24 protein-coding genes are annotated in these 25,712 nt (G+C 69.2%); 14 read left to right on the forward strand and 10 right to left on the reverse strand.

Features of this window, described 5'->3' with window-relative positions; translation table 11 throughout:
- Positions 1 to 62: 62 nt before the first annotated feature.
- A complete protein-coding gene (thiL, locus tag ACIQJ5_RS06460) occupies positions 63 to 1,079 on the forward strand; it encodes a thiamine-phosphate kinase (protein WP_231089859.1) in 1,017 nt (338 codons plus the stop codon).
- Positions 1,080 to 1,157: 78 nt separating this feature from the next.
- On the opposite strand, the gene rsmD is transcribed toward thiL, so the two are convergent.
- Positions 1,158 to 1,721 (reverse strand): 16S rRNA (guanine(966)-N(2))-methyltransferase RsmD, encoded by a 564-nt coding sequence (rsmD, locus tag ACIQJ5_RS06465; RefSeq protein ID WP_402842125.1) that lies wholly within the window; start codon positions 1,719 to 1,721, stop codon positions 1,158 to 1,160.
- Positions 1,722 to 1,791: 70 nt separating this feature from the next.
- Here rsmD and ACIQJ5_RS06470 point away from each other — a divergent pair, with 70 nt between their 5' ends.
- From ACIQJ5_RS06470 to mutM, 6 genes are all read left to right on the forward strand, one after another.
- Positions 1,792 to 3,936 (forward strand): ATP-dependent DNA helicase RecG, encoded by a 2,145-nt coding sequence (locus ACIQJ5_RS06470; RefSeq protein WP_402842128.1) that lies wholly within the window; start codon positions 1,792 to 1,794, stop codon positions 3,934 to 3,936.
- 76 nt (positions 3,937 to 4,012) lie between these two features.
- Positions 4,013 to 4,510 (forward strand): pantetheine-phosphate adenylyltransferase, encoded by a 498-nt coding sequence (gene coaD / locus ACIQJ5_RS06475; protein ID WP_231089862.1) that lies wholly within the window; start codon positions 4,013 to 4,015, stop codon positions 4,508 to 4,510.
- 95 nt (positions 4,511 to 4,605) lie between these two features.
- Positions 4,606 to 5,103, forward strand: a complete 498-nt coding sequence (locus tag ACIQJ5_RS06480) for a DUF177 domain-containing protein (RefSeq protein WP_231089863.1) — start codon at positions 4,606 to 4,608, stop codon at positions 5,101 to 5,103.
- 2 nt (positions 5,104 to 5,105) lie between these two features.
- Positions 5,106 to 5,315, forward strand: a complete 210-nt coding sequence (gene rpmF, locus ACIQJ5_RS06485; RefSeq protein ID WP_018188062.1) for a 50S ribosomal protein L32 — start codon at positions 5,106 to 5,108, stop codon at positions 5,313 to 5,315.
- Between the two features lie 44 nt (positions 5,316 to 5,359).
- The gene (rnc, locus tag ACIQJ5_RS06490) at positions 5,360 to 6,019 is read left to right on the forward strand and encodes a ribonuclease III (protein WP_231091352.1); all 660 of its coding nucleotides are present in this window, start codon (positions 5,360 to 5,362) and stop codon (positions 6,017 to 6,019) included.
- Positions 6,012 to 6,902 (forward strand): bifunctional DNA-formamidopyrimidine glycosylase/DNA-(apurinic or apyrimidinic site) lyase, encoded by an 891-nt coding sequence (mutM, locus tag ACIQJ5_RS06495; RefSeq protein WP_231089864.1) that lies wholly within the window; start codon positions 6,012 to 6,014, stop codon positions 6,900 to 6,902. Before rnc ends, mutM begins: the two co-directional genes overlap by 8 nt.
- 65 nt (positions 6,903 to 6,967) lie before the next feature.
- Here mutM and ACIQJ5_RS06500 read toward each other — a convergent pair whose 3' ends face one another.
- The 4 genes from ACIQJ5_RS06500 to ACIQJ5_RS06515 form a co-directional block, all read right to left on the reverse strand.
- A complete protein-coding gene (locus ACIQJ5_RS06500; RefSeq protein WP_231089865.1) occupies positions 6,968 to 8,017 on the reverse strand; it encodes an NAD(P)-dependent alcohol dehydrogenase in 1,050 nt (349 codons plus the stop codon).
- Positions 8,018 to 8,178: 161 nt separating this feature from the next.
- Complete coding sequence (locus tag ACIQJ5_RS06505; protein WP_402842135.1) at positions 8,179 to 9,444, reverse strand: hypothetical protein; 1,266 nt, start codon at positions 9,442 to 9,444, stop codon at positions 8,179 to 8,181.
- A 19-nt stretch (positions 9,445 to 9,463) separates the two neighbouring features.
- Entirely contained in the window at positions 9,464 to 9,733 is a 270-nt protein-coding gene (locus tag ACIQJ5_RS06510; protein WP_231089867.1) for a hypothetical protein, read from the reverse strand.
- A 52-nt stretch (positions 9,734 to 9,785) separates the two neighbouring features.
- Positions 9,786 to 10,247: a hypothetical protein gene (locus ACIQJ5_RS06515; protein WP_231089868.1), complete on the reverse strand. Its 462-nt coding sequence runs from the start codon at positions 10,245 to 10,247 to the stop codon at positions 9,786 to 9,788.
- 54 nt (positions 10,248 to 10,301) lie between these two features.
- Here ACIQJ5_RS06515 and ACIQJ5_RS06520 point away from each other — a divergent pair, with 54 nt between their 5' ends.
- Positions 10,302 to 11,465, forward strand: coding sequence for a hypothetical protein (locus ACIQJ5_RS06520; protein ID WP_402842139.1), 1,164 nt, complete (start codon positions 10,302 to 10,304; stop codon positions 11,463 to 11,465).
- 118 nt (positions 11,466 to 11,583) lie between these two features.
- Here the strand turns inward: ACIQJ5_RS06520 and ACIQJ5_RS06525 are convergent, their stop codons facing one another.
- From ACIQJ5_RS06525 to ACIQJ5_RS06535, 3 genes are read right to left on the reverse strand one after another with little or no spacing between them, the layout of a single operon-like run.
- Positions 11,584 to 12,663, reverse strand: a complete 1,080-nt coding sequence (locus tag ACIQJ5_RS06525; protein WP_402842142.1) for a GNAT family N-acetyltransferase — start codon at positions 12,661 to 12,663, stop codon at positions 11,584 to 11,586.
- A complete protein-coding gene (locus ACIQJ5_RS06530) occupies positions 12,660 to 13,727 on the reverse strand; it encodes a GNAT family N-acetyltransferase (protein ID WP_231089871.1) in 1,068 nt (355 codons plus the stop codon). Before ACIQJ5_RS06530 ends, ACIQJ5_RS06525 begins: the two co-directional genes overlap by 4 nt.
- A 9-nt stretch (positions 13,728 to 13,736) precedes the next feature.
- Complete coding sequence (locus ACIQJ5_RS06535) at positions 13,737 to 13,979, reverse strand: hypothetical protein (protein ID WP_231089872.1); 243 nt, start codon at positions 13,977 to 13,979, stop codon at positions 13,737 to 13,739.
- A gap of 470 nt (positions 13,980 to 14,449) precedes the next feature.
- Here ACIQJ5_RS06535 and smc point away from each other — a divergent pair, with 470 nt between their 5' ends.
- The 3 genes from smc to ACIQJ5_RS06550 all read left to right on the forward strand — a co-directional run bounded on the left by smc (position 14,450) and on the right by ACIQJ5_RS06550 (position 19,489).
- Positions 14,450 to 17,956, forward strand: coding sequence for a chromosome segregation protein SMC (gene smc / locus ACIQJ5_RS06540; RefSeq protein ID WP_231089873.1), 3,507 nt, complete (start codon positions 14,450 to 14,452; stop codon positions 17,954 to 17,956).
- 37 nt (positions 17,957 to 17,993) lie between these two features.
- Entirely contained in the window at positions 17,994 to 18,863 is an 870-nt protein-coding gene (gene ftsY, locus ACIQJ5_RS06545) for a signal recognition particle-docking protein FtsY (protein WP_231089874.1), read from the forward strand.
- A gap of 125 nt (positions 18,864 to 18,988) precedes the next feature.
- The gene (locus tag ACIQJ5_RS06550; RefSeq protein ID WP_231089875.1) at positions 18,989 to 19,489 is read left to right on the forward strand and encodes a DUF2004 domain-containing protein; all 501 of its coding nucleotides are present in this window, start codon (positions 18,989 to 18,991) and stop codon (positions 19,487 to 19,489) included.
- Between the two features lie 54 nt (positions 19,490 to 19,543).
- On the opposite strand, the gene lipA is transcribed toward ACIQJ5_RS06550, so the two are convergent.
- The gene (gene lipA / locus ACIQJ5_RS06555; protein ID WP_402842149.1) at positions 19,544 to 20,530 is read right to left on the reverse strand and encodes a lipoyl synthase; all 987 of its coding nucleotides are present in this window, start codon (positions 20,528 to 20,530) and stop codon (positions 19,544 to 19,546) included.
- Positions 20,527 to 21,180, reverse strand: a complete 654-nt coding sequence (gene lipB, locus ACIQJ5_RS06560) for a lipoyl(octanoyl) transferase LipB (protein WP_231089877.1) — start codon at positions 21,178 to 21,180, stop codon at positions 20,527 to 20,529. The genes lipA and lipB overlap by 4 nt, the downstream gene beginning before the upstream one ends.
- A gap of 92 nt (positions 21,181 to 21,272) precedes the next feature.
- On the opposite strand from lipB, the gene ACIQJ5_RS06565 reads away from it, so the two are divergent.
- From ACIQJ5_RS06565 to ACIQJ5_RS06575, 3 genes are read left to right on the forward strand one after another with little or no spacing between them, the layout of a single operon-like run.
- The gene (locus tag ACIQJ5_RS06565; RefSeq protein ID WP_402842153.1) at positions 21,273 to 21,854 is read left to right on the forward strand and encodes a TetR/AcrR family transcriptional regulator; all 582 of its coding nucleotides are present in this window, start codon (positions 21,273 to 21,275) and stop codon (positions 21,852 to 21,854) included.
- Between the two features lie 24 nt (positions 21,855 to 21,878).
- Entirely contained in the window at positions 21,879 to 23,435 is a 1,557-nt protein-coding gene (gene ffh, locus ACIQJ5_RS06570; RefSeq protein WP_402842156.1) for a signal recognition particle protein, read from the forward strand.
- Positions 23,436 to 23,448: 13 nt separating this feature from the next.
- Positions 23,449 to 25,641 (forward strand): hypothetical protein, encoded by a 2,193-nt coding sequence (locus ACIQJ5_RS06575; RefSeq protein ID WP_402842159.1) that lies wholly within the window; start codon positions 23,449 to 23,451, stop codon positions 25,639 to 25,641.
- Positions 25,642 to 25,712 lie beyond the last annotated feature (71 nt).

Here is a 25,712-nt window from a genome sequence, read left to right on the forward strand (position 1 = left end):
GCTAACCCGCCCGCCTCCGCGTCAGCCGCGTGCCGCCCCTGGTGCTCGGGTAGCGTGGAGGGATGTCTCAGGCGCCCCTCCGTCCCGATGCCGCGACGCCGATCTCCCAGGTCTCGGAAGGGGAGCTGCTGGCCTGGATCACCGCGCGGGTCCCGGATGTGCGGCACGACGGCGCGACGATCCTCGGAATCGGAGACGATGCCGCCGTGCTTCGCTTCGGCGGAGACGCCGTGGTGACCACCGACACCCTCGTGCACGGACCCGACTTCCGCATGGCCTGGTCGGACGCTTCCTCACTCGGCTGGAAAGCCGCGGCGGTGAACCTCGCCGACGTGGCCGCGATGGGGGCGCGACCCACGGCGCTCCTGATCGCCCTCACGCTTCCCGCGGACCTGCCCCTCGGCTGGGTGGGGGACTTCTACGACGGGCTCGTGAGCGCCTGCCGCTGGTTCGGAGACGACATCCAGGTGGTCGGTGGCGACGTGACCGTCTCGCCCACGCTGACGATCGCTGTGACGGCATTGGGAGATCTGCGAGGAGCAGGCCCGGTGCTGCGCAGTGGGGCTCGCGCGGGCGACGTGCTCGCGCTCGCCGGCGAACAGGGCCCCGCAGCCCGTGGGCTGCAGGTGCTGTTTGCACGCTTCCGCGACGCGGAGGGCAGGCCCGTGGCGGTGGACGATGCGCTCCTCACCGAGGCCGAGCGGTTCGACGTCGGGCGTCAGCTGCGCCCGGAACCTCCGGTGAGGCTCGGTGAGCAGGCCGCTGCCGGCGGAGCCCACGCGCTGATGGACGTCTCCGACGGACTGGTGATGGACGCGCGACGGATGGCACGCGCGTCGGGGGTACGCATCGATATCGACGCGGCGGCGCTGGGCGCAGACCCGGCGGCGGCGCTGGCGGGGGGAGAGGACCACACCCTCCTGGCCGCCTTCCCCGCCGGCCGCGAGCTTCCCGCAGGGTTCCGCAGGATCGGCCGGGTTCTCGCCTCGCCCGTCGGTGACGTGACCGTCGACGGCGCCGTGTACGACGCACGCGGCGGGTGGGACCCGTATCAGGACTGGGACGCGGCGCAGGGCTGAGCGATCTCGCTGAGTCGTGGACGCGCATCAGGATGCGCAAGCGCAGCAGGCGCGCTCCATCCCGTCGAGGCGATGGCGTCAGGCGGAGGCGAGCTCGCCCCACCACACGGTGGTGTCGCCGTAGGTCTTGTCGCGCATCGCGGACATCCCCGCAGCCGACCAGTCCGGCGCTGGGGAGCGCTTCGCCCGCTCGACGATGACCACAGCGTCGGGGGACAGCCGCGGAGTGAGGGCGGCGAGCACCTCCGCGATCTCCCCTTCGGCGACATCGTAGGGAGGGTCGATGAAGACGAGATCCCAGACCAGCGACGTCGACCGCAGGAACGGCAGCACCCCGCTCTGGTGGACCCGAGCGCCCACGCCGGTCGCCTTGGCGACACCCGCCGCGTTCCGGCTCGCGACCGCGGCCGCCGCCCGGGCCTTCTCGACGAGATCCACCGCGCTTGCACCCCGGCTGGCGGACTCCAGCCCCAAAGCTCCGGATCCGGCGTAGAGGTCGAGCACGCGCGCACCGTCGATGAGTCCGTGCGTCTCGAGACTGCCGAACAACGATTCGCGGACGCGATCACTGGTCGGCCGGGTTCCTGCATCGGGAACGGCCAGTCCGAGGCCCCGGGCCGCACCCGCGATGATCCGTGTCACCGCTCCAGCCTATCCGCGCTCGCGCGGCTCACGCGGCGGGGGTGTCCGACGGCGACAGTAGGCTGGAGCGGTGCAGTTCGGTGTGGACACCAGCCTCGACAGCGCGATCGGCGCCAAGACCGCCGGCGTGCTCGCGAAAGCGTTCGAAATGCGCACTGTGGGTGACCTCATCGGTCACTATCCGCGTCGCTACGCCAGTCACGGCGAGCTGACTCCCATCCGGTCGCTCCCCATCGGCGAGCAGGTGACCATCGTCGCGGAGGTGCGAAAGGTCTCCGAGCGTCGGATGCAGGCCCGGCGCGGGTCGCTTCTGGAAGTCGTGATCAGCGACGGCAACGGCGAGATGGCGCTCACGTTCTTCAACCAGGCGTGGCGCCAGGGCGAGTTGCGTCCCGGCAGGCGCGGGATCTTCGCCGGCAAGGTGGGCCTCTACAAGGGCGGTCTGCAATTCGCGCACCCCGAGTACGAGCTGTTCGATGACGCGGCCTCGGTCGACGCGGCCCGCTGGGCGAACACTCCCATCCCGATCTATCCGGCAACGGCCGCGCTTCCCAGCTGGCAGATCCGTAAGACCATCGAGACCGTGCTCGATGGGCTCGGGCCGATACCCGATCCGCTCCCGCCGGAGTTCGCCGCGGCGCACAAGTGCATCCCCGCCCGCGACGCGATCGAGGCCGTGCACCGGCCCGAGACCGTGTCGCAGGCGCACGTCGCGCGCCACACGCTGCGGATGCAGGAGGCGCTCCTGCTGCAGACCGCTCTTCTGCAGCAGCGCGCCGAGGTCCGCCGGCTGCACGCCGTGTCTCGGCCCGCGGGGTCGCTGCTGGAGCGGTTCGACGCCGCGCTCCCGTATACGCTCACCCCCGATCAGCAGGCGGTGGGCGCCGTCATCGCCGAGGACCTCGTGGGCGAGTGGCCCATGAACCGGCTCGTGCAGGGCGAGGTCGGCTCCGGAAAGACGCTCGTCGCGCTGCGAGCCATGCTGCAGGTGGCACAGACCGGCGGGCAATCCGCCCTGATCGCGCCCACGGAGGTGCTGGCCGCCCAGCATCTCCGCTCCATCGCGAAGATGCTCGGGCCACAGCTCGCGCCCGAGCTGATCCCCACGCTCCTCACCGGTCAGATGCCGGCTGCCGAACGCCGCAAGGCCGCGTTGCGGGTGGCGGCGGGCCAGGCGCGCATCGTGGTGGGAACGCACGCGCTGCTCAGCGAGAGCACGACGTTCGCCGAGCTCGGACTCGTGGTGGTCGACGAACAGCACCGCTTCGGCGTCGAGCAGCGCGAGACCCTGCGGGCGAAAGGCACCGCGCCGCATGCGCTGGTGCTCACCGCCACGCCGATCCCGCGCACCGTCGCGATGACCGTGTTCGGCGACCTCGACGTCTCGACGATCCGCACGATGCCCGCGGGCCGCGCGGGCATCACCACCCACGTCGCCCCGCTCGCCGACAAACCGAGCTGGTTCGGCCGGGTGTGGGAGCGTGCCGCCGAGGAGGTGGCACAGGGGCGCCAGGTTTTCGTCGTGTGCGCCGCGATCGACGCCCAGAAGGAGCTGGTGGACGGCGAACTGCCGCCTCCGGTGGAGGGCGAAGCCAGCGGACCGCGGTGGGGCGTGGTGCAGGTCGCCGAGATGCTCGCCGTGCATCCGTCGTTCGCCGACATCCGCGTGGCGGTGCTGCACGGCAAGATGCACTCCGAGGAGAAGGACGCGATCATGCGGGCCTATGCCGCCGGCGAGATCGACGTGCTGGTTGCCACCACCGTCATCGAGGTGGGCGTGGACGTGCCCAACGCCTCCACCATGATCATCCTGGAGGCGGACCGGTTCGGCGTCTCCCAGTTGCACCAGTTGCGCGGACGGGTCGGACGAGGGGGAGTTCCGGGGTTGTGCCTGCTCGTCACGGAGGCGGAGGACGGTACGCCCGCTCGCACGCGCGTGGAGGCGGTTGCGGCGACGCTCGACGGCTTCGAGCTCGCCGAGGTCGACCTGGAGCTGCGCGGGGAGGGCGACGTGCTCGGTGACGCACAATCCGGGGCCCGATCATCGCTGAAGCTGCTGCGCGTGGTGAAGGACGCCGACACCATCGCCATCGCCCGTGCAGAAGCAGAGCGGCTGCTGGAGGCGGATCCGACGCTTGCCGCTCATCCGGCCCTCGCCGATGCGGTCGCGCGCCGGGTCACTCAGGCGGAGCGCGCGGCGCTCGGCAAGAGCTGACGTCGCGGTCCGCTCGGGGGGAAACTGGCGTTCGCATCCTGACCGCCACGCGGCGCTGACCCCATAGGCTGTGAGCATGAACAGCAGGATCGCCGTCGTCCCCGGATCCTTCGACCCGCCCACGCTCGGTCATCTCGATGTGATCACCCGTGCCGCAGAGCTGTACGACGAGCTTCACGTGCTCGTCGTCCACAACCCTGAGAAGCACGCCATGCTGCCGATCGCACAGCGTCTGAGTCTGCTGGAGCAGTCGATTCGCGACGCGGGGCTTGCGGGCAACATCGTGGTGGCTTCGTGGAGCATGGGGCTGCTGGTGGACTACTGCGTCGAGGTCGATGCGGGAGTGCTGGTGAAGGGAATCCGCTCGCAGGTCGACGTCGCGTACGAGACGCCCATGGCGATCGTGAACCGCGGACTCGCGGGCGTCGAAACGGTGTTCCTCCTCCCGGACCCCGCGCATGCCCTGGTGTCCAGCTCGCTGGTGCGCCAGGTGGCAGGACTCGGCGGCGACGTGTCCGCGTATGTGCCGCCGGCCGTCGCTGCGTTCCTCGACACCGGCGCACGCGACCTCTGAGGCCTGCCCGCACGGTAGACTGGTCGGTTGTGAAGACCACCCGACCCGGACCGTTCTCCCTTCCCGTGCGCGATATCGTGCACCAGCCGGGAGAGATGCGCGAGTTCACGCTCACCATTCCCGCCCCTGAGAAGTGGGGGGAGGGACTCATCGCCGTCCCCGCGGGTGAAGAGCTGGACCTGGACGTGCGTCTGGAGTCCGTCCACGAGGGCATCCTCGTGACCGCGGAGATCCGCACGAGCGTGGAAGGGGAGTGCAGCCGGTGCCTCACCGAGTTCACTCAGGGTGTCGAAGTCGAGTTCCAGGAGCTTTTCGCGTACTCTGGAGATGAAGAGACTGACTTCGAGGTTCAAGACAACCACGTGGATCTTGAAACTCCGGTCAGGGATGCGATTGTTCTGTCGCTTCCATTTCAGCCGGTGTGTCAGCCGGATTGCCCCGGTCTTGATCCGGCCACGGGCGAGCGGCTGACGACTGCGTCGGCGGAAGACTCCTCAGCCCCCATCGATCCCCGATGGGCTGCGCTTCAAGGACTCACAGACCAGGCAGCCGGAACGACCGGTTCCGAGCTGCGCAACACGGAAGAGAGCTAGTCATGGCAGGTAACCCCCCGAAGCGGAAGGTCTCCCGCTCCAACACCCGTTCGCGTCGCGCGCAGTGGAAGGCCGAGGCCCCCACGCTCGTCAAGACCATCGAGAACGGCAAGGTCGTTTACAGCCGTCCGCACCAGGCGAAGGTCGTCACCGACTCGCAGGGCACCGAGCTGTTCCTGGAGTACAAGGGCCGCAAGGTCGCTGACATCTGAGACACCTCACCGCGGGAAGCACAGTGACTGAACTGACCGCATTGATGCAGAAGCTCGGCGTCGTCCTCGACGCCGAGCTTCTGTCGCTTGCGCTGACACATCGCTCGTATGCATACGAGAGCGGGGGCATCCCGCACAACGAACGTCTGGAGTTCCTCGGAGACTCCGTGCTGGGTCAGGCGACGACCGTACTCCTGTACACGCGCCACCCCGACCTCGACGAGGGCTCCCTCGCGAAGCGACGCGCGAGCGTCGTCTCGACGGTGGCTCTCGCGGAGGCCGCACGCACGCTGGGCATCGGCGAGTTCCTGAAGCTCGGCCGCGGCGAGGAGCAGACCGGCGGGCGCGACAAGGACTCGATCCTCGCCGACACCACCGAGGCCATCATCGGCGCCACGTACCTGTCCGCAGGTCCCGACGAGGCGACCGCACTGGTTCACCGCATCATCGAGCCGCTGCTGGCTGACCCCGAGCGCTACGGCGCGGCGGTGGATCCGAAGACGGCCCTGCAGGAGGTCGCCGCGAAGCTCGGCATGACGGCGCCGGTGTACAGCATCGAGGCCGAAGGCCCCGATCACGACCGCCGGTTCACCGCGACGGTGTGCGTCGATGACATCTGCACCACCGGCACCGGAACCAGCAAGAAGACGGCCGAGATGGCGGCGGCACTCGCCGCCTGGCACGTCCTCAGCGAGCGTGCCTGAGCTCCCCGAGGTCGAGGTCGTCCGCGCCGGACTGTCGCCGGCGCTCACGGGCGCGACGATCACCGGGGTGTCGGTGCTGGATGACCGTGCGCTCACTCGTCACCTCGGCGACGCTGCCTCCTTCGAAGCGGAGCTGCGGGGTGCCACCGTGCTGAGTGCCGCGCGGCGGGGCAAGTTCCTGTGGTTCCCGCTGGCGACCGGTCGGGCTGTCGTCGGTCATCTCGGGATGAGCGGGCAGATGCTGTTGCGCGAACCCGATGCTCACCCGGAACGCCACGAGCGGGTCCGCCTCATCGTGGATCACCCGCAGCACGGCGAACTCGCCGTGGTGTTCGCCGATCAGCGGACGTTCGGCTCGCTGGCCATCGATGACCTCGTGGCGACGACCGACGCGCTTCCTGCCGGCTGGGGCGCACACGACGCCCTGATTCCCACGCAGGTCTCGCATATCGCGCGGGATCCGATGGACGAGGCATTCTCGCTCACCCCGGTGCGGGCGCGTCTGGCCCGTACCGATTCGGCCATCAAGCGGGTTCTCCTGGACCAGGGCGTGGTCAGCGGAATCGGCAACATCTATGCGGACGAGTCGCTCTGGGCCGCCCGTATCCACCCGGAGACTCCCGCGAGTGCTCTGTCGACCCGCGCCGTGAACCGCCTGTTCGCCGAGGTCCGCGCCGTGCTGGAGAAGGCTCTCGCCGAGGGCGGCACCAGCTTCGATGCCCAGTACGTCAACGTGAACGGGCAGGCGGGCTATTTCGCGCACTCGCTGCACGCATACGGGCGCGACGGCAAGCCGTGCGATCGCTGTGGCACATCGCTCGTGCGGGTGTCGTTCACCAATCGCTCCAGCCACTTCTGCCCCCGCTGCCAGCGCAAGCGCTGAATACCGGAGAGCCGGGAACGCCGCCCGGAACGAATCCGAGCGGCGTCCCCGTCTTCCACGGCTGCTTACAGCGTCTTGGCGTCGATGACGAAGCGGTAGCGCACGTCGGCGGAGAGCACCCGCTCCCAGGCGTCGTTGATCTGATCGGCGGAGACCAGCTCGGTCTCGGGGTGGATGCTGTGCTCGGCGCAGAACTCCAGCATCTCCTGGATCTCGGTGATGCTTCCCGTCGTGGATCCGGCGATGGAACGCCGCGCGGGGATCAGCGAGAATGCCGGAACGCTGAACGGCTCGGCCGGCGCGCCGACGACCACCAGGGTGCCGTCGACGTCGAGGAGGCTGAGGTACACCCGGATGTCGATGCCTGCCGAGACCGTGTTGATGATGAGGTCGAGGCCGCCGCGCAGCTCCCGCATGGCCTCGCGATCCGTCGTGTCGACGTATCGGTGCGCGCCGAAGGCCAGGGCATCCTCGCGCTTGGCGGTGCCGCGGGAGAGGACCGTGACGTCCGCACCGAGCGCGGCGGCGAACTTGACACCCATGTGCCCGAGCCCGCCCATGCCCACGACTCCGACCCGGGTGCCGGGGCCAACGTTCCAGTGGCGCAGCGGAGAGTAGGTCGTGATCCCCGCGCACAGCAGCGGGGCGGTCTTCGCCGGGTCGAGGCCGGCGGGGATCGCGAGCACGTAGTCCTCGTTGGTGACGACGGCCTGCGAGTAGCCGCCCTGGGTGATCGTGCCGTCGGCCGGGTCGATGCTGTTGTAGGTCTGGGTGTTGCCGGCCAGGCAGTACTGGTCGTGGCCCTGCACGCACTGCGCGCATTCGCCACACGAGTTGGACTGGCATCCGACGCCGACGAGGTCACCGATGCGGTGGCGAGTGACAGCGCTGCCGATCGCGGCGACGCGCCCGACGATCTCGTGGCCCACCACCTGTGGATACGTGATCGGCCCCCAGTCCCCGCGGATCGTATGGATGTCGGAGTGACAGATACCGGCGTACTCGATGTCGATGAGCACGTCGTGCGGGCCGACTTCGCGCCGCTCGATCGTCAGTGCAACGAGGGGGCCGGTGGCATCCACCGCACCGTAGGCCTTCACTGTGGTTGTGGTCATGACTCCATTCTTCTGCCGTCACGTCTCATTGGGCGCCGTCGCGGCCGGACATGCACGCGGGACCGCCGGTGAAAGATGGAAATCACATGCGGGAGAGCCGTCCACGGTGCGATATCGATCTTCCATCGCTCGCGGTCGTCCGGTGTGAGACTGGCGGGCGACTAACCGCGGGGGAGCGGCGAGGTGAGGGCCGCGAACCAGTCGCGAATCGCCTGGCGCTCGCCGTCACCACAGACATAGCCGTATCCGACGTACGAGTTGTCGTACCACAGCGACCATCCGCCGTAGTAGTCCAGCGCGTAGCAGTCGGCCATCTTCTCGCGGCTACCCTCGAAGTAGCCCTCGGAGAGAAGGCGATCGGTCTCTCCCACGTAGTCCTCGTACCGGTAGACGTCGGCGCCCTGATAGACGTGCGCCAGTTCGTGCACGGTGATCATCCGGAGCGACCACTCATTGGCGAACTGATCGCCCGGCATGAGGTGGACCGTCAGCAGGTCATCGCCGTTCACGCACCCGAGCGTGCGCCATTCGCCGTTGTCGGTAATGGGACAGACATCGCCGGCATCCCACCGGATGTCGATGAAGCCGTTGCCGGCATTGTCGACGATGTCCTCGGCGATCGTGCCGCTGTCGTTATTGCGCCGGGCTGCGGCCGCATCGATGCGCTGCTGCAGATTCTGCCGCTGTTGCACGGCCTGCTGAACGAGCGATGCAGCATCGGTGCTGGTGAGCAGGGGGTCGGCCGCCCGCTGTTCCAGGAAGCGGAAGTCGTTCGGGCGAGCAACGAGCGCGGCGACCGGATTGCCGTCAACGGCCCCGTACAGCGCGTAGTAGGCGTCACGCTCCGCGGCGAACGCGGCGAGCTGTTCGGCCAGTGCATCCGCTTCGGGATCCGCCGTCGGGGTGGGAGACGGGGCCGGCGGAGGAAGCGGTGTCGTCGTGATTGCGGGAGCAGCGGTGGGGCGTGATCCGCCGGCCGAGATCGCGCCGCCCAATCCGCTGACCACAAGCGCCAGCGCGATCACGAAGCCGGCGACGCCGAGACAGCCGCAGCCGGCGAACCAGCATCCGCGTCGGCGGCGCGGCGGCGGTGCGGGGTATCCCGCCGCAGCTGCAGGGGGCGGATACGGCCCGGGCTGCGCGGGACGCGATACCGGCGCGGGCGATGGCTGGCGCGCATACGGCGGCATCTGCGGCGCTCGGCGCGGTTCGGGCCGTCGTGGGCTGTCCGCAGGCCTCGGCTGGGTTCCCGGTGATGAGAGCGCCGCCGGATTCACCGACGCGATCCACTGCCGCAGCTGCGGATACGCCGCAGGATTGCGCATGATGACCGCGTGCAGATCCCGGCGCCGTGTGGCGATGTCTGCGAGCTGTTGTGGTGGCGTCCGCGGATCTCCCGCGGCGCGCCGATCGTGATCAGCCGTCATTCTTCCCCCTGTGGCCATGCTAGCCCGAAGCGGCGGTCTCACCCTTCGGTGCCGGATCGGAAGGACCACCGCGCGAGCCCGTGTGCGCTTCGCGGAAGACGCGCCGGCGGCGGATCGTCACCGTGTCCACGAGAAGGAGGCCCAGGTGACGGTGCACGAAGTACTCGGTGAGCTCCGCGTCATCGATGTCCTCTCCCGCGATATCGAGTCGGAACCCCTGCGTCTGCAGACCACCGCCGTTCGCGAAGGTGACGTCGGCATCGAACTCGACGCGCCACTGCTCATCCATCCGGTGAGCGTAGCGCGCGCTGGAACCGGTACGGGTATCGAGACTCGGGATCTCAGTTCGTGAACCAGGGCACGGCGTCGTGCACGATGGCTTCCCCGTGATGCGGTCGGATGGTGAGGGCGTACTCACCGTCACCGGTCTCCGCCAGCGCGACCAGGTAGGTGCCGGGGTCCACGTCGAGGCGATGCGCGTACGAGGCGAGCGGACCCTCGTCCGCGAACTGCGCGGCCATCGTGAGCTGCGTGTAGTCGGTGAGCCACAGTCCGCCGTCGCCGACGCGCACGACGCCGTATGCGCGACGGATCACGTTCTCCGCCTCCTCGGCGTCGACGGTGAGCGCAGCATCCGCAGCCTCGTCGCCCGGGTAGGCCACGAACAGTGAACCGGCGTTCATCTGCTCGGCGAACTTCGTCAGCAGATCTGGCAGCGTCCAGTCCTCGTCCACGAATCCGCTGTAGCCATCGGGCGCAACGACGCAGACGAATCCGTCGGCGTCGACCTCGTACTCGTCCATACCCACACCCTAGGGCCCGTCTGCGGGAACACGACGTCTCGTTATGCTGAGTGCATGAAGAGTTGGGGGCGACGCGTTCTGCTCGTGCTGTTCTGGGGCAGCGTGGGCGCCCTGCTCGCAGGCGGGATCTCGCTGATCCTGGGAGCGGGCGAAGCGAGCGTGCTGCCGTTCGTCGCCGGCACGATCGGCGCCAGCGTGATCGGCCCGATCGCTGCGGTGATGGGGGCGAAGACCGTCACCGGCCAATCGATCGCCCAGCTGGCGAAGGCGAAGCCCGGTGAACCACTTCCCGCGGATGCTCCGCGGCTGATCGCCCGGATCGAATCGCTGCGTGAAGCCGGCGTGACGGTGCAGAACTTCCGCCACCTCTTCGAGATCGAGATCACGGTGTTCCCGCGCACAGGGCAGCCGCACCGGGAGACCATCTCGCAGTTCATCACGCTGGGGGACCTGCCGAATCTCGCGACCGGCGCTTTCGTCGTCGCGGCCACGACCGATGCCGGGACGAAGATCGATCTGCGTCCGGCGCCCCAGTGGGCCGAGTCGCTCCGCACCGCGCCGGAGCTGTACGGGCGGATCACCGCCCTGGCTGCGACGCATACCCCTCCGGCAGACACCCGCGAGGAGGTCGTGCTGGGCGCGGGCCGCGCGATGCATCCGGCCCGCCGGGCCGTGAACCTTGTCCTCGTGGCGGTGTGCGTTGCGGGAGGCGCGTATGGATCGCTGCTGTACGTCTTCAACGGAGCGGACCGTCTCACCGTCGCCGTCGTCGAGACGCCGCAGCGCTGGTCGGGACAAGTGCACGGTCTCTGGGACTCGGCACGACTGCCGCTCGAACTGGCCGACATCCAGGCGCAGCTGGGCGATCGTGAGCTCCAGCACATCGTCGTCTTCTCCGACTTCATCTCCCTCGGCGTCCACAGCGACACCGACCCGATCGGCTTGGACACCTATGCGGTGCGCAACGGGCGGCTGGATGAGCCGTGGGCGTCGACGCGGAGTGACGACGGAGGATTCTCCGCGGCCGACATCGACACGGATCTCATCCGCGAGGTCACTCAGCGGATCTACCGCGAGACCCCGGACGCGGAGATCAGCGACGTGCAGGTGCGCAGGAGCGCCGGCGCGCTTGAACTCAACGTGTCCATCACCGGGAAGTACCAGTCCACCTACCGCGTGTTCGACGCAGTCACCGGGGAAGAGATCCCGCAGGGCTGATCACGCTGCGGGTGCGCAGCAGGTGGGCCTGGCGTGACATCCACGGCCGCTGGTGATTCGACGATGTCACTCGGGACGCGTGCCCACCGAGCTGACGGGCGCGAGAGAGCGTCGGCGGTCAGTTCAGCGTGAGGTCCCAGGCCGCGCTGAGCTTCACCGGTGTGAACCCCAGCACGTCGTTGATCGCGAGCATCGGGACGTTCTCGGCGGCGTTCTCAGTGGTGATGATGACAGCGTGCGGGGCCCGCTCATGCAGACCCATCACCCCTGCAGCCTTCACGAGCGTGCCGAGACGATGACCGCGGTGCTCCGCGAGCACGAGGGTGTCGCCCTGGCTCACCTCGGTCGAGTCCTCGCGGTAGCCCAGTTCGTTGATCGCAACCGCGCGATCGGAGGATTCGTCGATCGCCATCGTGATCAGCGTCTGCCAGCCGTCGCCGTGATGGATGCTCTCCCAGACGGCCACGCGCTGCTCGTCCCAGACCTGTTCGCCGACCGCGAGGTTCCCGTACGGCGCATCGGTGCTCATGCGCTCGCGCATCAGAGCAAAATCTGCGACCCGCTCGCGGGGAAGCGGCAGGGTGAACTGCTCGACGCGATATCCGTCTGTGTGCCGCTCGGCCTCGGCGCGGATCGCCGACATCGCGGCGACGCACTCCGGCAGGTTCAGTTCGGAGCGCACGTACACCTGCTGAAGAGTGAACCCCTGCGCGAGGATGAAGCGCGCTGTGTCGTCGCACGGGATGGACCCGTGCCCCGAGGCCGCATCGACGCCCGATCCGGCTTCGTGCTCGCTCCAGACCCGGAGGGTCCCGGCGCCTTCGCGGGTCGCAGCGTCGCGGATGATCCGCGCCATCTCCGTCCCCGCACCGCGACCGCGATACGCGGAGGAGATCTCGATGACGACGGGCGAAACGCGTTCGGCCGTGTCGAGCTCAATGGCGAGCCCGGCACGACCGATCAGCTCCGCGCCCTCACGGATCACCCAGGTGAAGGAGGCGACCCGGCCGGCGTCCGCCAGGAACCAGCCGAGCACCTCCGCGGGAGTGCGGGAGATCGCCCGCTCGCCGGCCTCCTCGACACGCTGCCGCATACGGATGTCGCAGTAGTCGAGGAAGCCGGCGGCGTCGGGTGCATCCACCGATTCCGGGATGGTGATGAGCTCGTACTCGAAAGACGGGCCGGAGGGCTTCCTCACGGTGTGAGCCGCTTCTGCCACGCGCCGATGTAGCCGGCCGGCACGAAGCCGAGCTCTTCGTTGATCGAGAGCATCGGCCGGTTCTCCTCTGCGTTCCACGTGAGGATGCGCGTGGAGTGCGGGTTCTGTTCGCGCCAGCGGAGGATGCCTGCCGTCTTCACGAGCATGCCGAGCCGGTGTCCGCGGTGATCGCCATGTACCAGGGTGTCGCCCTGGAATGTCGTGCTCGCCGGGTCGGACGCCTCACGGGAGAGCACGTTGAACGCGACGAGCTCGCCGGAGGCGATGTGCCGCGCCACGGTCGTTTGCGTGCGCTCGCCCGACGCCGCGCGCCGTTCATCCTTCTGGATGATCCGCTCGGAACTCCACTTCTCGGGGACCAGCTCGAGCGCTGCTGTCGGGATGTCGGTAGACATCCGCTCGTGCAGCCGGGCCATCGGCTCGCGGAACTCCGCCGGGGTGGCGTCGTCCCACGCGAGAACCTCATAGCCCTCGGCGGCCGTCGCAGCCCGCGCCTGGTGCTCGCGCACGGGGGCGAGGTCCGCCGTGAGGTCGAACGAGCTCTTGCGCTCGACCTGCTCGAAACTCCAGCCGCGCCCAGCGAGGAACCTCGCGATGTGGTCCTCCGGGATCGATCCGAAACCGGTCGGGGGCGTGAGCCGTGGCAGTGTCGGATCAGGGAGGTGCTCGGCCTCGCCGATCAGGGTGAGACGGCCCATGCTGCGAGCCTCGTCCTCGATCACGCGGAGCGCGAGGGTCCCGATTCCCTGGCTTTCGAACTCGGGTAGCAGCAGGATCTCGGTGTACACCGATGTCGCTCCCGCCTCGACCGGAGCGTGCATCCGCGCGAGGCCCACCGGGCGGCCACCCAGCTCGCACAGCCAGAGGCGGTGCAGCTGGGTGGTGCCGGTGAACTCCTGGAGGAAGGCCGCGGGCGTGGTGTCTTCCTCATCGGTGCCGGACGGGATCGCGTACACCGCATTGCGAAGCGCGGTGGCGGTTTCGATGTCGCCGGTGACGGCGGTCTCGTCCGGTGCGATGGGGATCTGGCGAATGGTGGTCATGTCGGCTCCTTATCGGATGATCGGCCCGAAGGCGGTAGCACGCAGCAGGCGCAGTTCGTGCTCCTGGCGGATGGCGTCGATGCGGTCACCCGGACGGCTGGTGGGCTTGGGTGTCTCGGCGCGCAGGATCAGCCAGAGGCCGATGCGCAACGCGAGCCGGTCGGCCAGCCCCAGACGAGCCAGGCGCTGCGGCGTCGGCAGTTGTTGAGGAGGGTGGGTCAGGCCGTCGGGCCTGGTGAGGAGTGTGTTCACGGTAGTGACCTTCGTTGAGTGCGCTCGGCAGGCGCCGGTGCGCGGTGCATGAGTAGCGGACGAGTCGATGACTCGTCGGGCGGCGGAGAAGCCAGACGTCGCGAACGCGTGCGGATGGGCGTCCTGAGGGACAGCTCACCCGCGCTGATGCGTGGGTCGATGCGATGTCGGAAGAGGCGATCGGAGGAGCGGGGCTCTACTCCGGGCTGACGCTGCTACGCCCCGACGTGACCGGGATCACGACGAAGGGATGCGTTGAAGCCTGCGGCGCGGCCAGCGATGTAGCCTGCGGTTGCGAGACGGTTGTTCATGAACATGGCATCCTCCTTTCGTCGTTCGGGTTGCGACGCTAGCGCGGAAACGGCGATCGAGTCAACATTCCGGGCGTGTCGCGGCGTGTCGCGCCTCTCGGGCGGGAGAGGGGGCATCCGGTAACGTGGGCAGGTAAGTCAACGGCCAGGAGGGCACGGATGCACCTGAAGAGCCTCACGCTCAAGGGGTTCAAGTCGTTCGCGCAACCGACCACCTTCGCCCTCGAACCCGGAGTCACTGCCATCGTCGGCCCCAACGGCTCGGGCAAGTCCAACGTCGTCGACGCCCTCGCGTGGGTGATGGGGGAGCAGGGCGCGAAGACCCTTCGCGGCGGGAAGATGGAGGACGTCATCTTCGCCGGGACCTCGACCCGTGGCCCCCTGGGGCGAGCGGAGGTCGCGCTCACGATCGACAACGCCGACGGTGCCCTGCCCATCGAGTACAGCGAGGTCACCATCTCCCGCACGCTGTTTCGCAACGGCAGCAGCGAGTACGCGATCAACGGGGAGTCCGTACGTCTGCTGGACGTTCAGGAGCTGCTGAGCGATTCCGGCCTCGGCCGGGAGATGCACGTCATCGTCGGGCAAGGCCGGCTGGACACGGTGCTGCAGGCGACGCCGGAGGACCGGCGCGGCTTCATCGAGGAGGCGGCAGGTATCCTCAAGCACCGCCGCCGCAAGGAGAAGACCCTTCGCAAGCTGGACGCGATGGAAGCCAACCTCACCCGCCTCAGCGATCTGGCCGGAGAGATCCGTCGCCAGCTGAAGCCGCTCGGCAAGCAGGCCGAGATCGCCCGCGAGGCCGCGACGATCGCCGCGGTGGTGCGTGATGCGAAGGCCCGGCTGTTCGCGGACGATCTGGTGGGGCTGCGGACGGCGCTCGCGGATGCCGCGCGGAACGAGCAGGAACGCCACGCCGAGCGAGCGCTGTTGCAGGACCAGGCCGCCGGGCTTCGCGCCCGGATGGAGGTGCTGGAGAAACAGCAGAGCACCACGGAGGTGGATGCCGCGCGCAGCGTGCTGTTCGGCCTCGAGCAAGCCCAGGAACGACTGCGGAGCCTGTTCACCCTGGCGAACCAGCGACTGGCGCTGCTCGGATCAGACGATGATGTTCAGCCCGGTGTGAGCGTGACCCAGGCCGACATCGATGAGGCGCGGTCCCAGATCGACGAGATCGCCGCCGGCCTCGGCGACGCCCGCGAAGCCGCGGCCGCGGCTGCGGCGGACGTCGTGCGGGCGCGCGGGGAGCTGGATGCCCTGGACGCGGAGATCGCCGAGCAGAGCGCCCTCGTCAGCGAACACGATATGAGGATTACTAAGCTGCGTGGCCAGGCCGAGGCTGCCGCGTCGGCGCTGGCTGCCGTTCGAGGTGCGGTGCTTCGCCAGCAGAACGCCTGGGATGCGGCCGACGCCCGCCGCATCGAGGCAGCCGAGGCGGCGGAGCTGCTCGCCGATCAGGAGGCGCCAGAGGGGACCACGGCGTCCCACACCGAGGCGTACGAACACGCGCAACGTGCCGTCACCGCCGCTGAGAGCGAGGTGGAGGGCATCCGGGAGCGCCTGCACGCCGCCGAGCGCGAGGCCGAGGCCCTGACGGCGAAGGCGTCCGCGCTGAGTTCCGCGCTCGCCGTGCGCAACGCCGCCGGGGCGCTCGCCGAGTCCGCGGGCGACGGTGTGCGCGGACTGGTCTCCGACGCCATCGGCGTGACGGCCGGGTACGAGTCGGCGATCGCTGCGGTTCTCGGGCCGCTGGCCGAGGGACTGCTGGTGGAGTCGCGCTCCCACGCGCTCCGCATGGCGGACGCGGTGCGCGGCGAGGACCTCGGCGTCGTCGACATCGCGATCGCGGACGCCGCGGCGCCGGCTCTCGAGCTTCCGCAGCTGCCGGGAACGGTGCCGGCTGTGACGGTCGTCACCGCGCCGCCGGGAATCGTGGGGCTGCTGCGCAGCGTTCTGATCGCCGATGACCTGGACGCCGCTGCCGCCGCCGCACCGGCGCTGGCCGACATCGACATCCCGGTGACGATCGTCACCCGCGCCGGAGAGGTGTGGACACCGTTCACACTGCGCGCGGGGTCGGGGCAGACCAGCCGCCTGGAGCTGGCCGCCGAGCGCGACGCGGCGGTGGAACGCCTGGCGGAGGTCCGCGTGATCGTCGACAGTCTCAGCGATGCACGCGAGGACGCCCTGGACGTGCTGGAACGAGCGCGTCGTGCCTCCCGCGACGCACTCCAGACGCTGCGGGAGTTCGATGCGGCCGTTGCGGCTCACGCCGAACGGATCAGCAAGGTCACTTCCCGCCTGGAGGCCGCTGCTGCCGAGACGGAGCGCCTGGCGGCGGGGCTCGCGCAGGCGCAGGCCGCCGTCGCGGACGCCGAGTCGAAGTCGGAGACGGCCAGCGCCGAGCTCACCCGCGCCCTGGAGGCACCCCGTCCGATCCTCGACGCCTCGGCGCGCGACGGCCTGCTGGCCGCCCTGGATGCCGCCCGGGAGAACGAGGTGCGCACGCGACTGGAGATCGAGACCCTCCGGGAGCGCGTCCGCTCGGCCGAAACGCGAGCGGTCAGCCTGGAGCGTCAACGCGAGAAGGAGCGCGAAGCGGCGGCAGAAGCCGCGCGGCGCGCCGTGATCCGGCGCGCACAGCGTGAGGCCGCGCAGGGGGTGATCGACGAACTTCCCGACGTGCTGTCCTCCGTCGACCGCTCGGTCTCCGAAGCGCGGGTCGCGCTCGCCGAGGCGGAGGCGGCGCGCGCGGCGCAGTCACAGGAGCTCATCGAGATCCGTGCGCAGGACAAGAGCGTTCGCGATCGACTGGCTGCGCTGACGGAGAGCGTCCACTCCCTGGAACTGCAGATGCACGAGAAGCGTCTGCACGTCACGAGCCTCCTGGAACGAGTGCAGAGCGAGCTGGGATTGGACGAGGACGTCCTGATCGCCGAGTACGGGCCGGACCAGCCGATTCCCGACGAGGCAGACGACGAGGCAGAACCCGTGCCGTTCGAGCGACGTGCTCAGCAGAAGCGGCTGCAGGAGGCGGAGCGCAAGCTCGCACAGCTCGGCCGGGTGAACCCCTTGGCGCTGGAGGAGTTCGCCGCGCTCGAACAACGGCACAAGTTCCTCACCGAGCAGCTCCACGACCTGACCCAGACGCGTGCCGACCTGATGACGATCATCGCGGAACTCGACGAACGCATGCAGACCATCTTCGCGAGCGCCTTCGAGGACACCCGTGTGGCCTTCGACGAGGTGTTCCCGATCCTCTTCCCGGGCGGCTCCGGCTCCATCACGCTCACCAACCCGAGTGACATGCTGACCACTGGCATTGAGGTGTCGGTGCGCCCGGTGGGCAAGAAGATCGAGCGGCTGTCCCTGCTGTCCGGCGGTGAGCGATCGCTGGCAGCCGTGGCGCTGCTCACCGCGATTTTCATGGCGCGCCCGAGCCCCTTCTACATCCTCGACGAGGTCGAGGCGGCCCTGGATGACGCGAACCTGGGAAGGCTCCTCGGCGTTTTCGAGCGGTTGCGCGAGTCCAGCCAGCTGATCGTGATCACGCACCAGAAGCGGACGATGGAGATCGCGGACGCGCTGTACGGCGTCTCCATGCGCCAGGACGGCGTCTCCGCCGTGGTGGGGCAGCGTGTCGGCGACCGCGCGGCGCGCGTGTAGCGGCGGCGGCGCGCCGGCCGGTCGGTAGGCTGGACCCATGGCTGAAAAGTGGTCCCTGGGTCGTGCACTGCGCGGCATCTTCGTCAAGCCGACGATCGACGAGACGACGTGGGAGGACATGGAGACGGCGCTCATCACCGCCGACTTCGGTCCAGACATCACCGAGCGCATCATCGACGAACTGCGTGAGAAGGTCGACCGATTCCGCACCACGGATCCGAAGGATCTGCAGCGCATGCTGGTGGAGACGCTGGAAGAGCACTTCGCGAAGTTCGACACCACGCTGAAGCTCACCGAGCGTCCGGCGATCGTTCTCGTCGTGGGCGTGAACGGGGTGGGCAAGACCACCACCATCGGCAAATTCGCCAACTTCCTGCGCCGCTACGGGCGCTCGATCGTGGTCGGAGCGGCGGACACCTTCCGCGCGGCCGCCGTCGAGCAGCTGGCCACCTGGGCGGAGCGCGGGGGAGCGGCCATCGTGCGTCCCCAGCAGGAAGGACAGGATCCCGCTTCGGTCGCGTTCCAGACCATCCAGTACGCGCAGCAGACCGGCACGGAGATCGTGCTGATCGACACCGCCGGGCGCCTGCACACCAAGGGTGGCCTGATGGACGAGCTGGGCAAGATCAAGCGTGTCGTCGAGAAGCTGGCACCCATCAGCGAGGTGCTCCTGGTGCTGGACGCCACCACCGGGCAGAACGGCGTGATGCAGGCGGAGGCCTTCCTCCAGCATGCGGGCGTCACCGGTCTGGTGCTCACGAAGCTCGACGGCTCCGCGAAGGGCGGGTTCGTGCTCGCGGTGCAGGAGCGCACTGGAATCCCGGTCAAGCTGCTCGGACAGGGGGAGGGCATCGGCGACCTCACCGGCTTCACGCCGCACGTCTTCGCCGAGCAACTGGTCTCCTGAGGAGCGGGCCGCCGTGGCACAGGGTGCGTTCGCGTCGGGCCCGAGCTTCGCCTTCGCACGGCGCAGGACGACGATCGTGCCCGTGGCGACTTCCCTCGCCCCGCGGAGACTGATTACATAGCCCTATGGCGATCGAACACGACTTCTTCGGATTGCTCGAATCGGGCCCAGACGGCTCGATCTTCTGGTCGGAGACGGTGGAATTCGGCGACCAGTCCGTCACCGTCGACCTCACCGCTCCGGACGAGAACGACGTCGCGCCCGACGCGCTCAACATCGCCGCCGCGATGATCACGGGGCTCGAGCACCTTGACCTCCGCTGCCGTGAGGCAATGGTGGGGCAGCTGGGGGATCGCACCAGTGAGGTCACCGAGTACGTGGTGTCGCAGGAGGAAGCGCTCGGCGACGATCTGGAGGACTACCTCACCGATGTGTCGGGAGACACCGCCATCGACATCATCAAGGCGCTGCGGTTGATGAGCGTCACGATCCTCGCCGACGAGCACGGCGGCACCGATCCGTTCGCGGTGCTCGAGTATGCCCTGGATGCCGACTCGACGGACGACGTGCTGCTGGTCAACCTCGCCTCCGACGCGTCGGTTCTCTCGGTGACCTCCGCGGACTGAGCGGCGGAACCCGCGACGAGGGGCCACCCGATCGCTCGGGCGGCCCCTCGTGCGTCAGACGGCCTGCGCGAACTCGTCCGCGTCGGCCAGATGGCGCAGCTGCTCGGGGATGTCGCGCCCCTTCGAGATCATGGAACGCGCCCACAGCCGGCCGGCGCGATACGACGAACGCACGAGCGGACCGGCGAGCACGCCGAGGAACCCGATCTGCTCGGCCTCCTCGCGAAACGCCACGAAGCGCTCCGGCTTCACCCATCGATCCACCGGGAAGTGGCGTGGGGAGGGGCGCAGATACTGGGTGATGGTCAGGATGTCGCAGCCGGCATCGTGCAGATTCCGCATCGCCTGGCTGACCTCGTCGTCCGTCTCGCCCATGCCCAGGATGAGGTTGGACTTGGTGATCAGCCCCGCCGCTCGCGCACGGGTCAGGACGCCGAGCGAGCGCTCATAGCGGAACGCGGGCCGGATGCGCTTGAACACGCGGGGTACCGTCTCCACGTTGTGCGCGAACACCTCGGGGCGGGACTCGAACACCTCGTCGAGCAGCTCCGGACGCCCGGAGAAGTCGGTGGCGAGGAGCTCGACGCCCGTACCCGGGTTGTCCTGGTGGATGCGACGCACGGTCTCGGCGTTGAGCCAGGCGCCCTCGTCCGGGAGGTCGTCTCGGGCGACGGAGGTGACGGTGGCGTAACGCAGCTGCATCTTCGCGACGCTCTCGGCCACGCGGCGTGGTTCATCCGTGTCGTACTCGGCCGGCTTCCCGGTGGAGATCTGACAGAAGTCGCACCGACGCGTGCAGTCGGAGCCGCCGATGAGGAAGGTCGCCTCCCGGTCCTCCCAGCACTCGTAGATGTTGGGGCAGCCCGCTTCCTGGCAGACCGTGTGCAGGCCCTCGTCCTTCACCAGCGATCGCAGCCCGAGATACTCCGGGCCGGTCCTGGCCTTCGTACGGATCCACTCCGGCTTGCGCTCGATCGGCGTCTCGGCGTTGCGGATCTCCAAGCGGAGGAGCTTGCGTCCCTCGGGGGCTGCCGCGCTCATGCCGCCACCTCCGTCTTCAGCAGCTCCGGTGTGACGTCCACGTCGAAGGAGGCCAGGACGGGCGCGACGAGGTCGCGGACGCCGACGCGCCCACCGGTGATCCGGCTGACGCTGGTCACGCCGGCATCCGTGATTCCGCACGGGACGATGTGGGCGAACCCCTCCAGGTCGCAGTCGGCATTGATCGCGAACCCGTGCATGGTCACGCCTCGCTCCACGCGCACTCCGATCGCCGCGACCTTCGCGTCATGACCGCCTTCGCTCACCCAGACTCCGCTGCGTCCCTCGATCTGGCGGCCGTCGACGCCGAACACGCGCAGCGCCGCGATGAGGCGCCGCTCGAGCCCGCGCACGTGCTCCACCACGTCCACGGGGTCGGGGAGGCGCACGATCGGGTATCCCACCAGCTGGCCCGGCCCGTGCCAGGTGATCTTGCCGCCCCGGTCCACGTCGATGACCGGCGTGCCGTCGTCCGGGCGCTCATGCGCCTCGGTGCGCTTGCCGGCGGTGTACACCGCCTCGTGCTCCAGGAGGATCAGTGTGTCCGGACGCCGGGCGTCGACCACCTCCGCGTGAATCATCCGCTGCAGCGCCCACCCCTGTGCGTACGGAACAGCGTCGGGGGCGAATCCCGCCACATGCACGTCCATCTGATCCTCCTCGCGGTCAGTTATTGAACTGCGTCCAATAATGCCACAGGGCGACGTGGGTGCGATCGGGCGCGTCTCGGTACAGTGAGGTGATGAGTGTGGAGAGCAGACAGGGACGACCACGCGTGTCGTCGCGGGAGACGCTCGCCGAGGCGGCGTGCGAGCTGTTTCTCGAACGCGGCTACGAGGCGACGAATGTGGCCGACATCACCGCTCGTGCGGGCGTGAGCCGGTCCAGCTTCTTCAACTACTTCTCTTCCAAGCACGACGTGCTGTGGGCGGGCGTGGACGACGCGATCGCGGCTCTCGAGGACCGGTTGCAGCGGACCCCCGCCGAGGTGGTCGCCACGCTCTCGGCCTTCTCCGACGGGCTGGCGCCCGATTCCCTCGCGCTCGCGATCGCGAACGATGAGGCCATGGGCGCCGTCGCCGATCTCCAGCGGGAAGGCACGGCCCGCGCAGCCCGGATCGGCGCGGCGGTCACGGCCGCACTCCGTGCCGTTGGCTGGGCCCCCCTGCGAGCGCAGGTGATCGGCTCCGCGTACGGTTCCGCGGTGCTCGCGGCCGTGGAGCGGTGGGCGCGGGACGGCTCCGGACGCACGGCGCTGGCCGATCGGCTGGATGAGGCGCTGGCGATCGTGGCCGCGATGCCCGGCGCGGCCACGATCCGCTGAGTCCTCGCGTAAACTCATAGCATCATGGCTACTTTCGGCACGCTCTCAGATCGTCTCACCGAGACCTTCCGCAATCTGCGCACCAAGGGCAAGCTCACGCCCGCTGACGTGGACGGTACCGTTCGCGAGATCCGGCGTGCCCTGCTCGACGCGGACGTCGCCCTGGAGGTCGTGAAGGAGTTCACCGCCAAGGTGCGCGAGCGCGCGCTCGGCGACGAGGTCAACCGCGCCCTCAATCCGGCGCAGCAGGTCGTGCAGATCGTCAACGAGGAGCTCATCGGCATCCTCGGCGGCGAGCAGCGTCGCCTGCAGTTCGCCAAGACCGCGCCCACCGTGATCATGCTCGCGGGTCTGCAGGGTTCCGGAAAGACGACTTTCGCCGGAAAGCTCGCGAAGATGCTGGAGAAGGACGGCCACACGCCGCTCCTCGTGGCAGCCGACCTCCAGCGTCCCAACGCCGTGAACCAGCTCCAGGTCGTCGCCGAGCGCGCCGGGGCCACCATCTTCGCGCCGGAGCCGGGCAACGGCATCGGCGACCCGGTGAAGGTCTCCCGTGACGGCGTCGAGTTCGCCCGTCGCCACCAGCACGACGTGGTGATCGTCGACACGGCCGGACGTCTCGGCGTCGATGCCGAGCTGATGAAGCAGGCGGCCGACATCCGCCGCGAGATCCAGCCCGATGAGGTGCTGTTCGTCATCGACGCGATGATCGGTCAGGACGCCGTCAACACGGCGAAGGCCTTCCAGGAAGGCGTGGACTTCACGGGTGTCGTGCTCTCCAAGCTCGACGGTGACGCGCGTGGTGGCGCGGCGCTGTCCGTGGCGTCGGTCACTGGCCGGCCCATCATCTTCGCCTCCACCGGCGAAGGCCTCGATGACGTCGAGCCGTTCCACCCGGATCGTATGGCCAGCCGCATCCTCGATCTCGGTGACATCCTCACGCTGATCGAGCAGGCACAGGCCGCGTTCGACGAAGCCGAGGCGCTCAAGGTCGCCGAGAAGCTGGCCACCGAGCAGTTCACCCTCGAGGACTTCCTCGAGCAGATGCAGCAGCTCAAGAAGATGGGCTCGATGAAGAAGATGCTCGGGATGCTCCCGGGCATGGGCTCGATGAAGCAGCAGCTCGAGGATTTCGACGAGAGCGAGATCGGACGCACCGAGGCGATCATCCGCTCGATGACGCCTGCTGAGCGCCGAAACACCAAGCTGCTGAACGGCTCGCGTCGCCTGCGCATCGCTCGTGGTTCCGGCATGACCGTCACCGATGTGAACCAGCTCGTGCAGCGCTTCGAGCAGGCGGCCAAGATGATGAAGACGGTTGCCCGCGGCGGTGTGCCCAACATCCCCGGCATGGGCCCGATCCCCGGCGGTAAGCCGGGTGCGTCGGCCAAGCGCGGCGGCAAGAAGGGCAAGGGCGGTGGCGTTCCGCGCTCCGGTAACCCGGCAAAGCGCGCCGCGCAGCAGGCCGAGATCGCCGCGTCTCCTGCGGCCCCCACGGGTTCCGGCTTCGGGCTGGGCGGCGGAAAGACGCCGACCGCGGAGGATCTGGCCGAGCTGCAGAAGATGCTCGGCAACGGCTGATCTTCGCGCCGGCATGATCGACGACCCCCGCTTCGCCGCCGACTCCGCGCCGCGCCTGGTCCCGGACAGTTATCCGGGGGCCTGGCCGGAGAGTTCCGTGCTCGTCACAGCCGAGGGGCTCTGGGAGCTGCGTGATCGCGACGGCGTCGCCCTGCAGGCGGGCCAGACCTCACCGACCCGGCTCGGGCTGTGTCGCGTCGCCGTCGATGAGGAGACACGCGCTCGGGTGACCGATGGCGCGCGGTCGGCTCCCCAGCTGTCGCGCGTTCTCGAGGGATTCCATGTCGTCGGCATGGATTCCCGGGTGCCGGTGCTCGCCATCGGATCGAACGCGGCGCCGTCGCAGCTTCGCCATAAGTTCCGCGAGATTCCCGACGCGCTCGTCCTGCCATCGGTGCGGGCACGCGTTCAGGGCGTTGCGCTCGCGTACGCGGGGTTCTTTGCGGGCTACGGAGCGCTGCCCGCCACCATCGTCCCCTCGAACGCGGTCCCGTCGGACGTGGTCCCGTCGAACGCGGTCCCGTCGGTCTCGTCGGGCGCGGTCTCGTCGAACGCGGTCTCGTCGAACGCGGTCTCGTCGGTCTCGTCGGGCGCGGTCTCGTCGAACGCGGTCTCGTCGGTCTCGTCGGGCGCGGTCTCGTCGAACGCGGTCTCGTCGGTCTCGTCGGGCGCGGTCTCGTCGAACGCGGTCTCGTCGGTCTCGTCGGGCGCGGTCTCGTCGAACGCGGTCTCGTCGGTCTCGTCGGGCGCGGTCTCGTCGAACGTCGGCTCGTCGAACGGCGTCTCGTCGAGCGCCGCCGAGCTCGAACTCCACGTGCAGTTCACCGATCCGGGCCAGCTCGCCGGGCTCGACCGCACGGAGGCTCCCCACTACCGCCGCGTCTGGCTCGACGCGTCATCCGGAGTGCGCGTGGTGCTGGAGACCGGGGAGGAGCTCCCCGGTGTCTACGCCTACGTGGCTCGCGGGGGAGCGCTGTGCGATGAGACGGGGGCCGTGATCCCCGCGGCGATGCGCCCCACCGATGCCGGCTCGTCTCAGATCGCCGTGGTCGAGCGTCTCGCCGCTGTCAGCGCCCTCGCCGAGGCGTGGGGCTCCGATGTCACGGCGTTGCGCGCCCGCGCGGGCGCCCTGGCCGACGGTGGCGCCGCCGTCCTCGCTGACGCAGGCCTGCTCGCGCCTCCGTCGCCGTTCACCCGGCTCGCCGATGAGAGCGGCACCCCCAGCACGCGCACCTACGGGGGGATGCTTCCACCGGCGTCGAACATCCCCGCCGCCCAGCCGGGAAGCGTCACCCTCGTCACGACGGTCACCCCTGCCGGAATCGAGCGCGGAGGCAAGTCCGTGGTGTCGATCTCCCGCCGGGTGCACGAGTCGCTAGGAGGTCCCGACGTCGTGGAGCTCCGCTCCCATGCCCTCATGGCCGGGCACGGGGCAGCGGCGCCGTCCGCCCTGGCCGCCGTGGTGATCCGCGAGGAATCGCCCGATGCCGCCCCCGACCACGTCGTGGAAGTCGACCATGTCCTGCGCATGGCGTGCGGCCTGGAGAACGGCGAGATCGCCGACCTTCGCCCGGTGCGGCTGGAGCGGGGCACCGCCGGTGATCGCGTGGTCGGCAAGCCCACCTACCTCACGATGCGCACGACGCTCGCTGACCCCGCCTCCGCGGAGCGCGACGTCGTGCTCATGAGCCGGCTGGCGCTGGACATCCTCGGTGTCGGTCCCGGCGATTACGTCGTCGTGGAGGGGGCGGGCACAGGAGCCGGTGACGCGCCGGCCGGGGAGATCCCGACGGTGATGCTCAAGGCGTTCGAGGCGCCGGGGTCGGTCGAGGACACGCGTCAGCGCATCACCGGTGGAACCTGGGGTGCGCGCTTCCCTGCCGCGGAGGAGACCCTGGGGGTGCGTCCCGATCTTCCGCTCGCGTTCCTGGACTTGGAGCTGCGCACCCGCCTGGGCATTGCCGGGCAGACCCTCGCCACGGTTCGCGTGCGCCCCGCCCGCCTCCCGCAGTTCTGGTCGGAGCTGCGCGAGATGCTCCTCATCCTCGCCGTCGCCTTCCTCGGGGTTGTGGTCGTCGCTCCGTGGCCCTGGCTGCAGATGCTGCTCATCGTGGCGCTGGTCGTGATGTCGCTGTGGCTCATCGTCCAGCGGCTGCGTCGCCGGCTCACACATGTCCTCCGCCGCGGTCAGCGGCGCGGTCGCTGACGCATCCGCGTATCGCCTGCCGCGACACGGTTGGTGCACGTTTCGCGCACAGCGGCGGAATCTGGCAGAAT

This window comes from Microbacterium sp. GXS0129, from assembly GCF_044769785.1.
GTDB classification, from domain to species: Bacteria; Actinomycetota; Actinomycetes; order Actinomycetales; family Microbacteriaceae; genus Microbacterium; species Microbacterium nymphoidis.

What these genes read in the sequence shown, in the direction of transcription:
- thiL (WP_231089859.1), top strand. Translation starts at nt 63, where the DNA reads ATGTCTCAGGCGCCCCTCCGTCCCGATGCCGCGACGCCGATCTCCCAG.
- coaD (WP_231089862.1), top strand. Translation starts at nt 4,013, where the DNA reads ATGAACAGCAGGATCGCCGTCGTCCCCGGATCCTTCGACCCGCCCACG.
- ACIQJ5_RS06480 (WP_231089863.1), top strand. Translation starts at nt 4,606, where the DNA reads ATGCGCGAGTTCACGCTCACCATTCCCGCCCCTGAGAAGTGGGGGGAG.
- rpmF (WP_018188062.1), top strand. Translation starts at nt 5,106, where the DNA reads ATGGCAGGTAACCCCCCGAAGCGGAAGGTCTCCCGCTCCAACACCCGT.
- rnc (WP_231091352.1), top strand. Translation starts at nt 5,360, where the DNA reads ATGCAGAAGCTCGGCGTCGTCCTCGACGCCGAGCTTCTGTCGCTTGCG.
- ACIQJ5_RS06500 (WP_231089865.1), bottom strand. Translation starts at nt 8,017, where the DNA reads ATGACCACAACCACAGTGAAGGCCTACGGTGCGGTGGATGCCACCGGC.
- ACIQJ5_RS06505 (WP_402842135.1), bottom strand. Translation starts at nt 9,444, where the DNA reads ATGACGGCTGATCACGATCGGCGCGCCGCGGGAGATCCGCGGACGCCA.
- ACIQJ5_RS06510 (WP_231089867.1), bottom strand. Translation starts at nt 9,733, where the DNA reads ATGGATGAGCAGTGGCGCGTCGAGTTCGATGCCGACGTCACCTTCGCG.
- ACIQJ5_RS06515 (WP_231089868.1), bottom strand. Translation starts at nt 10,247, where the DNA reads ATGGACGAGTACGAGGTCGACGCCGACGGATTCGTCTGCGTCGTTGCG.
- ACIQJ5_RS06520 (WP_402842139.1), top strand. Translation starts at nt 10,302, where the DNA reads ATGAAGAGTTGGGGGCGACGCGTTCTGCTCGTGCTGTTCTGGGGCAGC.
- ACIQJ5_RS06530 (WP_231089871.1), bottom strand. Translation starts at nt 13,727, where the DNA reads ATGACCACCATTCGCCAGATCCCCATCGCACCGGACGAGACCGCCGTC.
- smc (WP_231089873.1), top strand. Translation starts at nt 14,450, where the DNA reads ATGCACCTGAAGAGCCTCACGCTCAAGGGGTTCAAGTCGTTCGCGCAA.
- ftsY (WP_231089874.1), top strand. Translation starts at nt 17,994, where the DNA reads ATGGCTGAAAAGTGGTCCCTGGGTCGTGCACTGCGCGGCATCTTCGTC.
- ACIQJ5_RS06550 (WP_231089875.1), top strand. Translation starts at nt 18,989, where the DNA reads ATGGCGATCGAACACGACTTCTTCGGATTGCTCGAATCGGGCCCAGAC.
- lipA (WP_402842149.1), bottom strand. Translation starts at nt 20,530, where the DNA reads ATGAGCGCGGCAGCCCCCGAGGGACGCAAGCTCCTCCGCTTGGAGATC.
- lipB (WP_231089877.1), bottom strand. Translation starts at nt 21,180, where the DNA reads ATGGACGTGCATGTGGCGGGATTCGCCCCCGACGCTGTTCCGTACGCA.
- ACIQJ5_RS06565 (WP_402842153.1), top strand. Translation starts at nt 21,273, where the DNA reads ATGAGTGTGGAGAGCAGACAGGGACGACCACGCGTGTCGTCGCGGGAG.
- ffh (WP_402842156.1), top strand. Translation starts at nt 21,879, where the DNA reads ATGGCTACTTTCGGCACGCTCTCAGATCGTCTCACCGAGACCTTCCGC.
- ACIQJ5_RS06575 (WP_402842159.1), top strand. Translation starts at nt 23,449, where the DNA reads ATGATCGACGACCCCCGCTTCGCCGCCGACTCCGCGCCGCGCCTGGTC.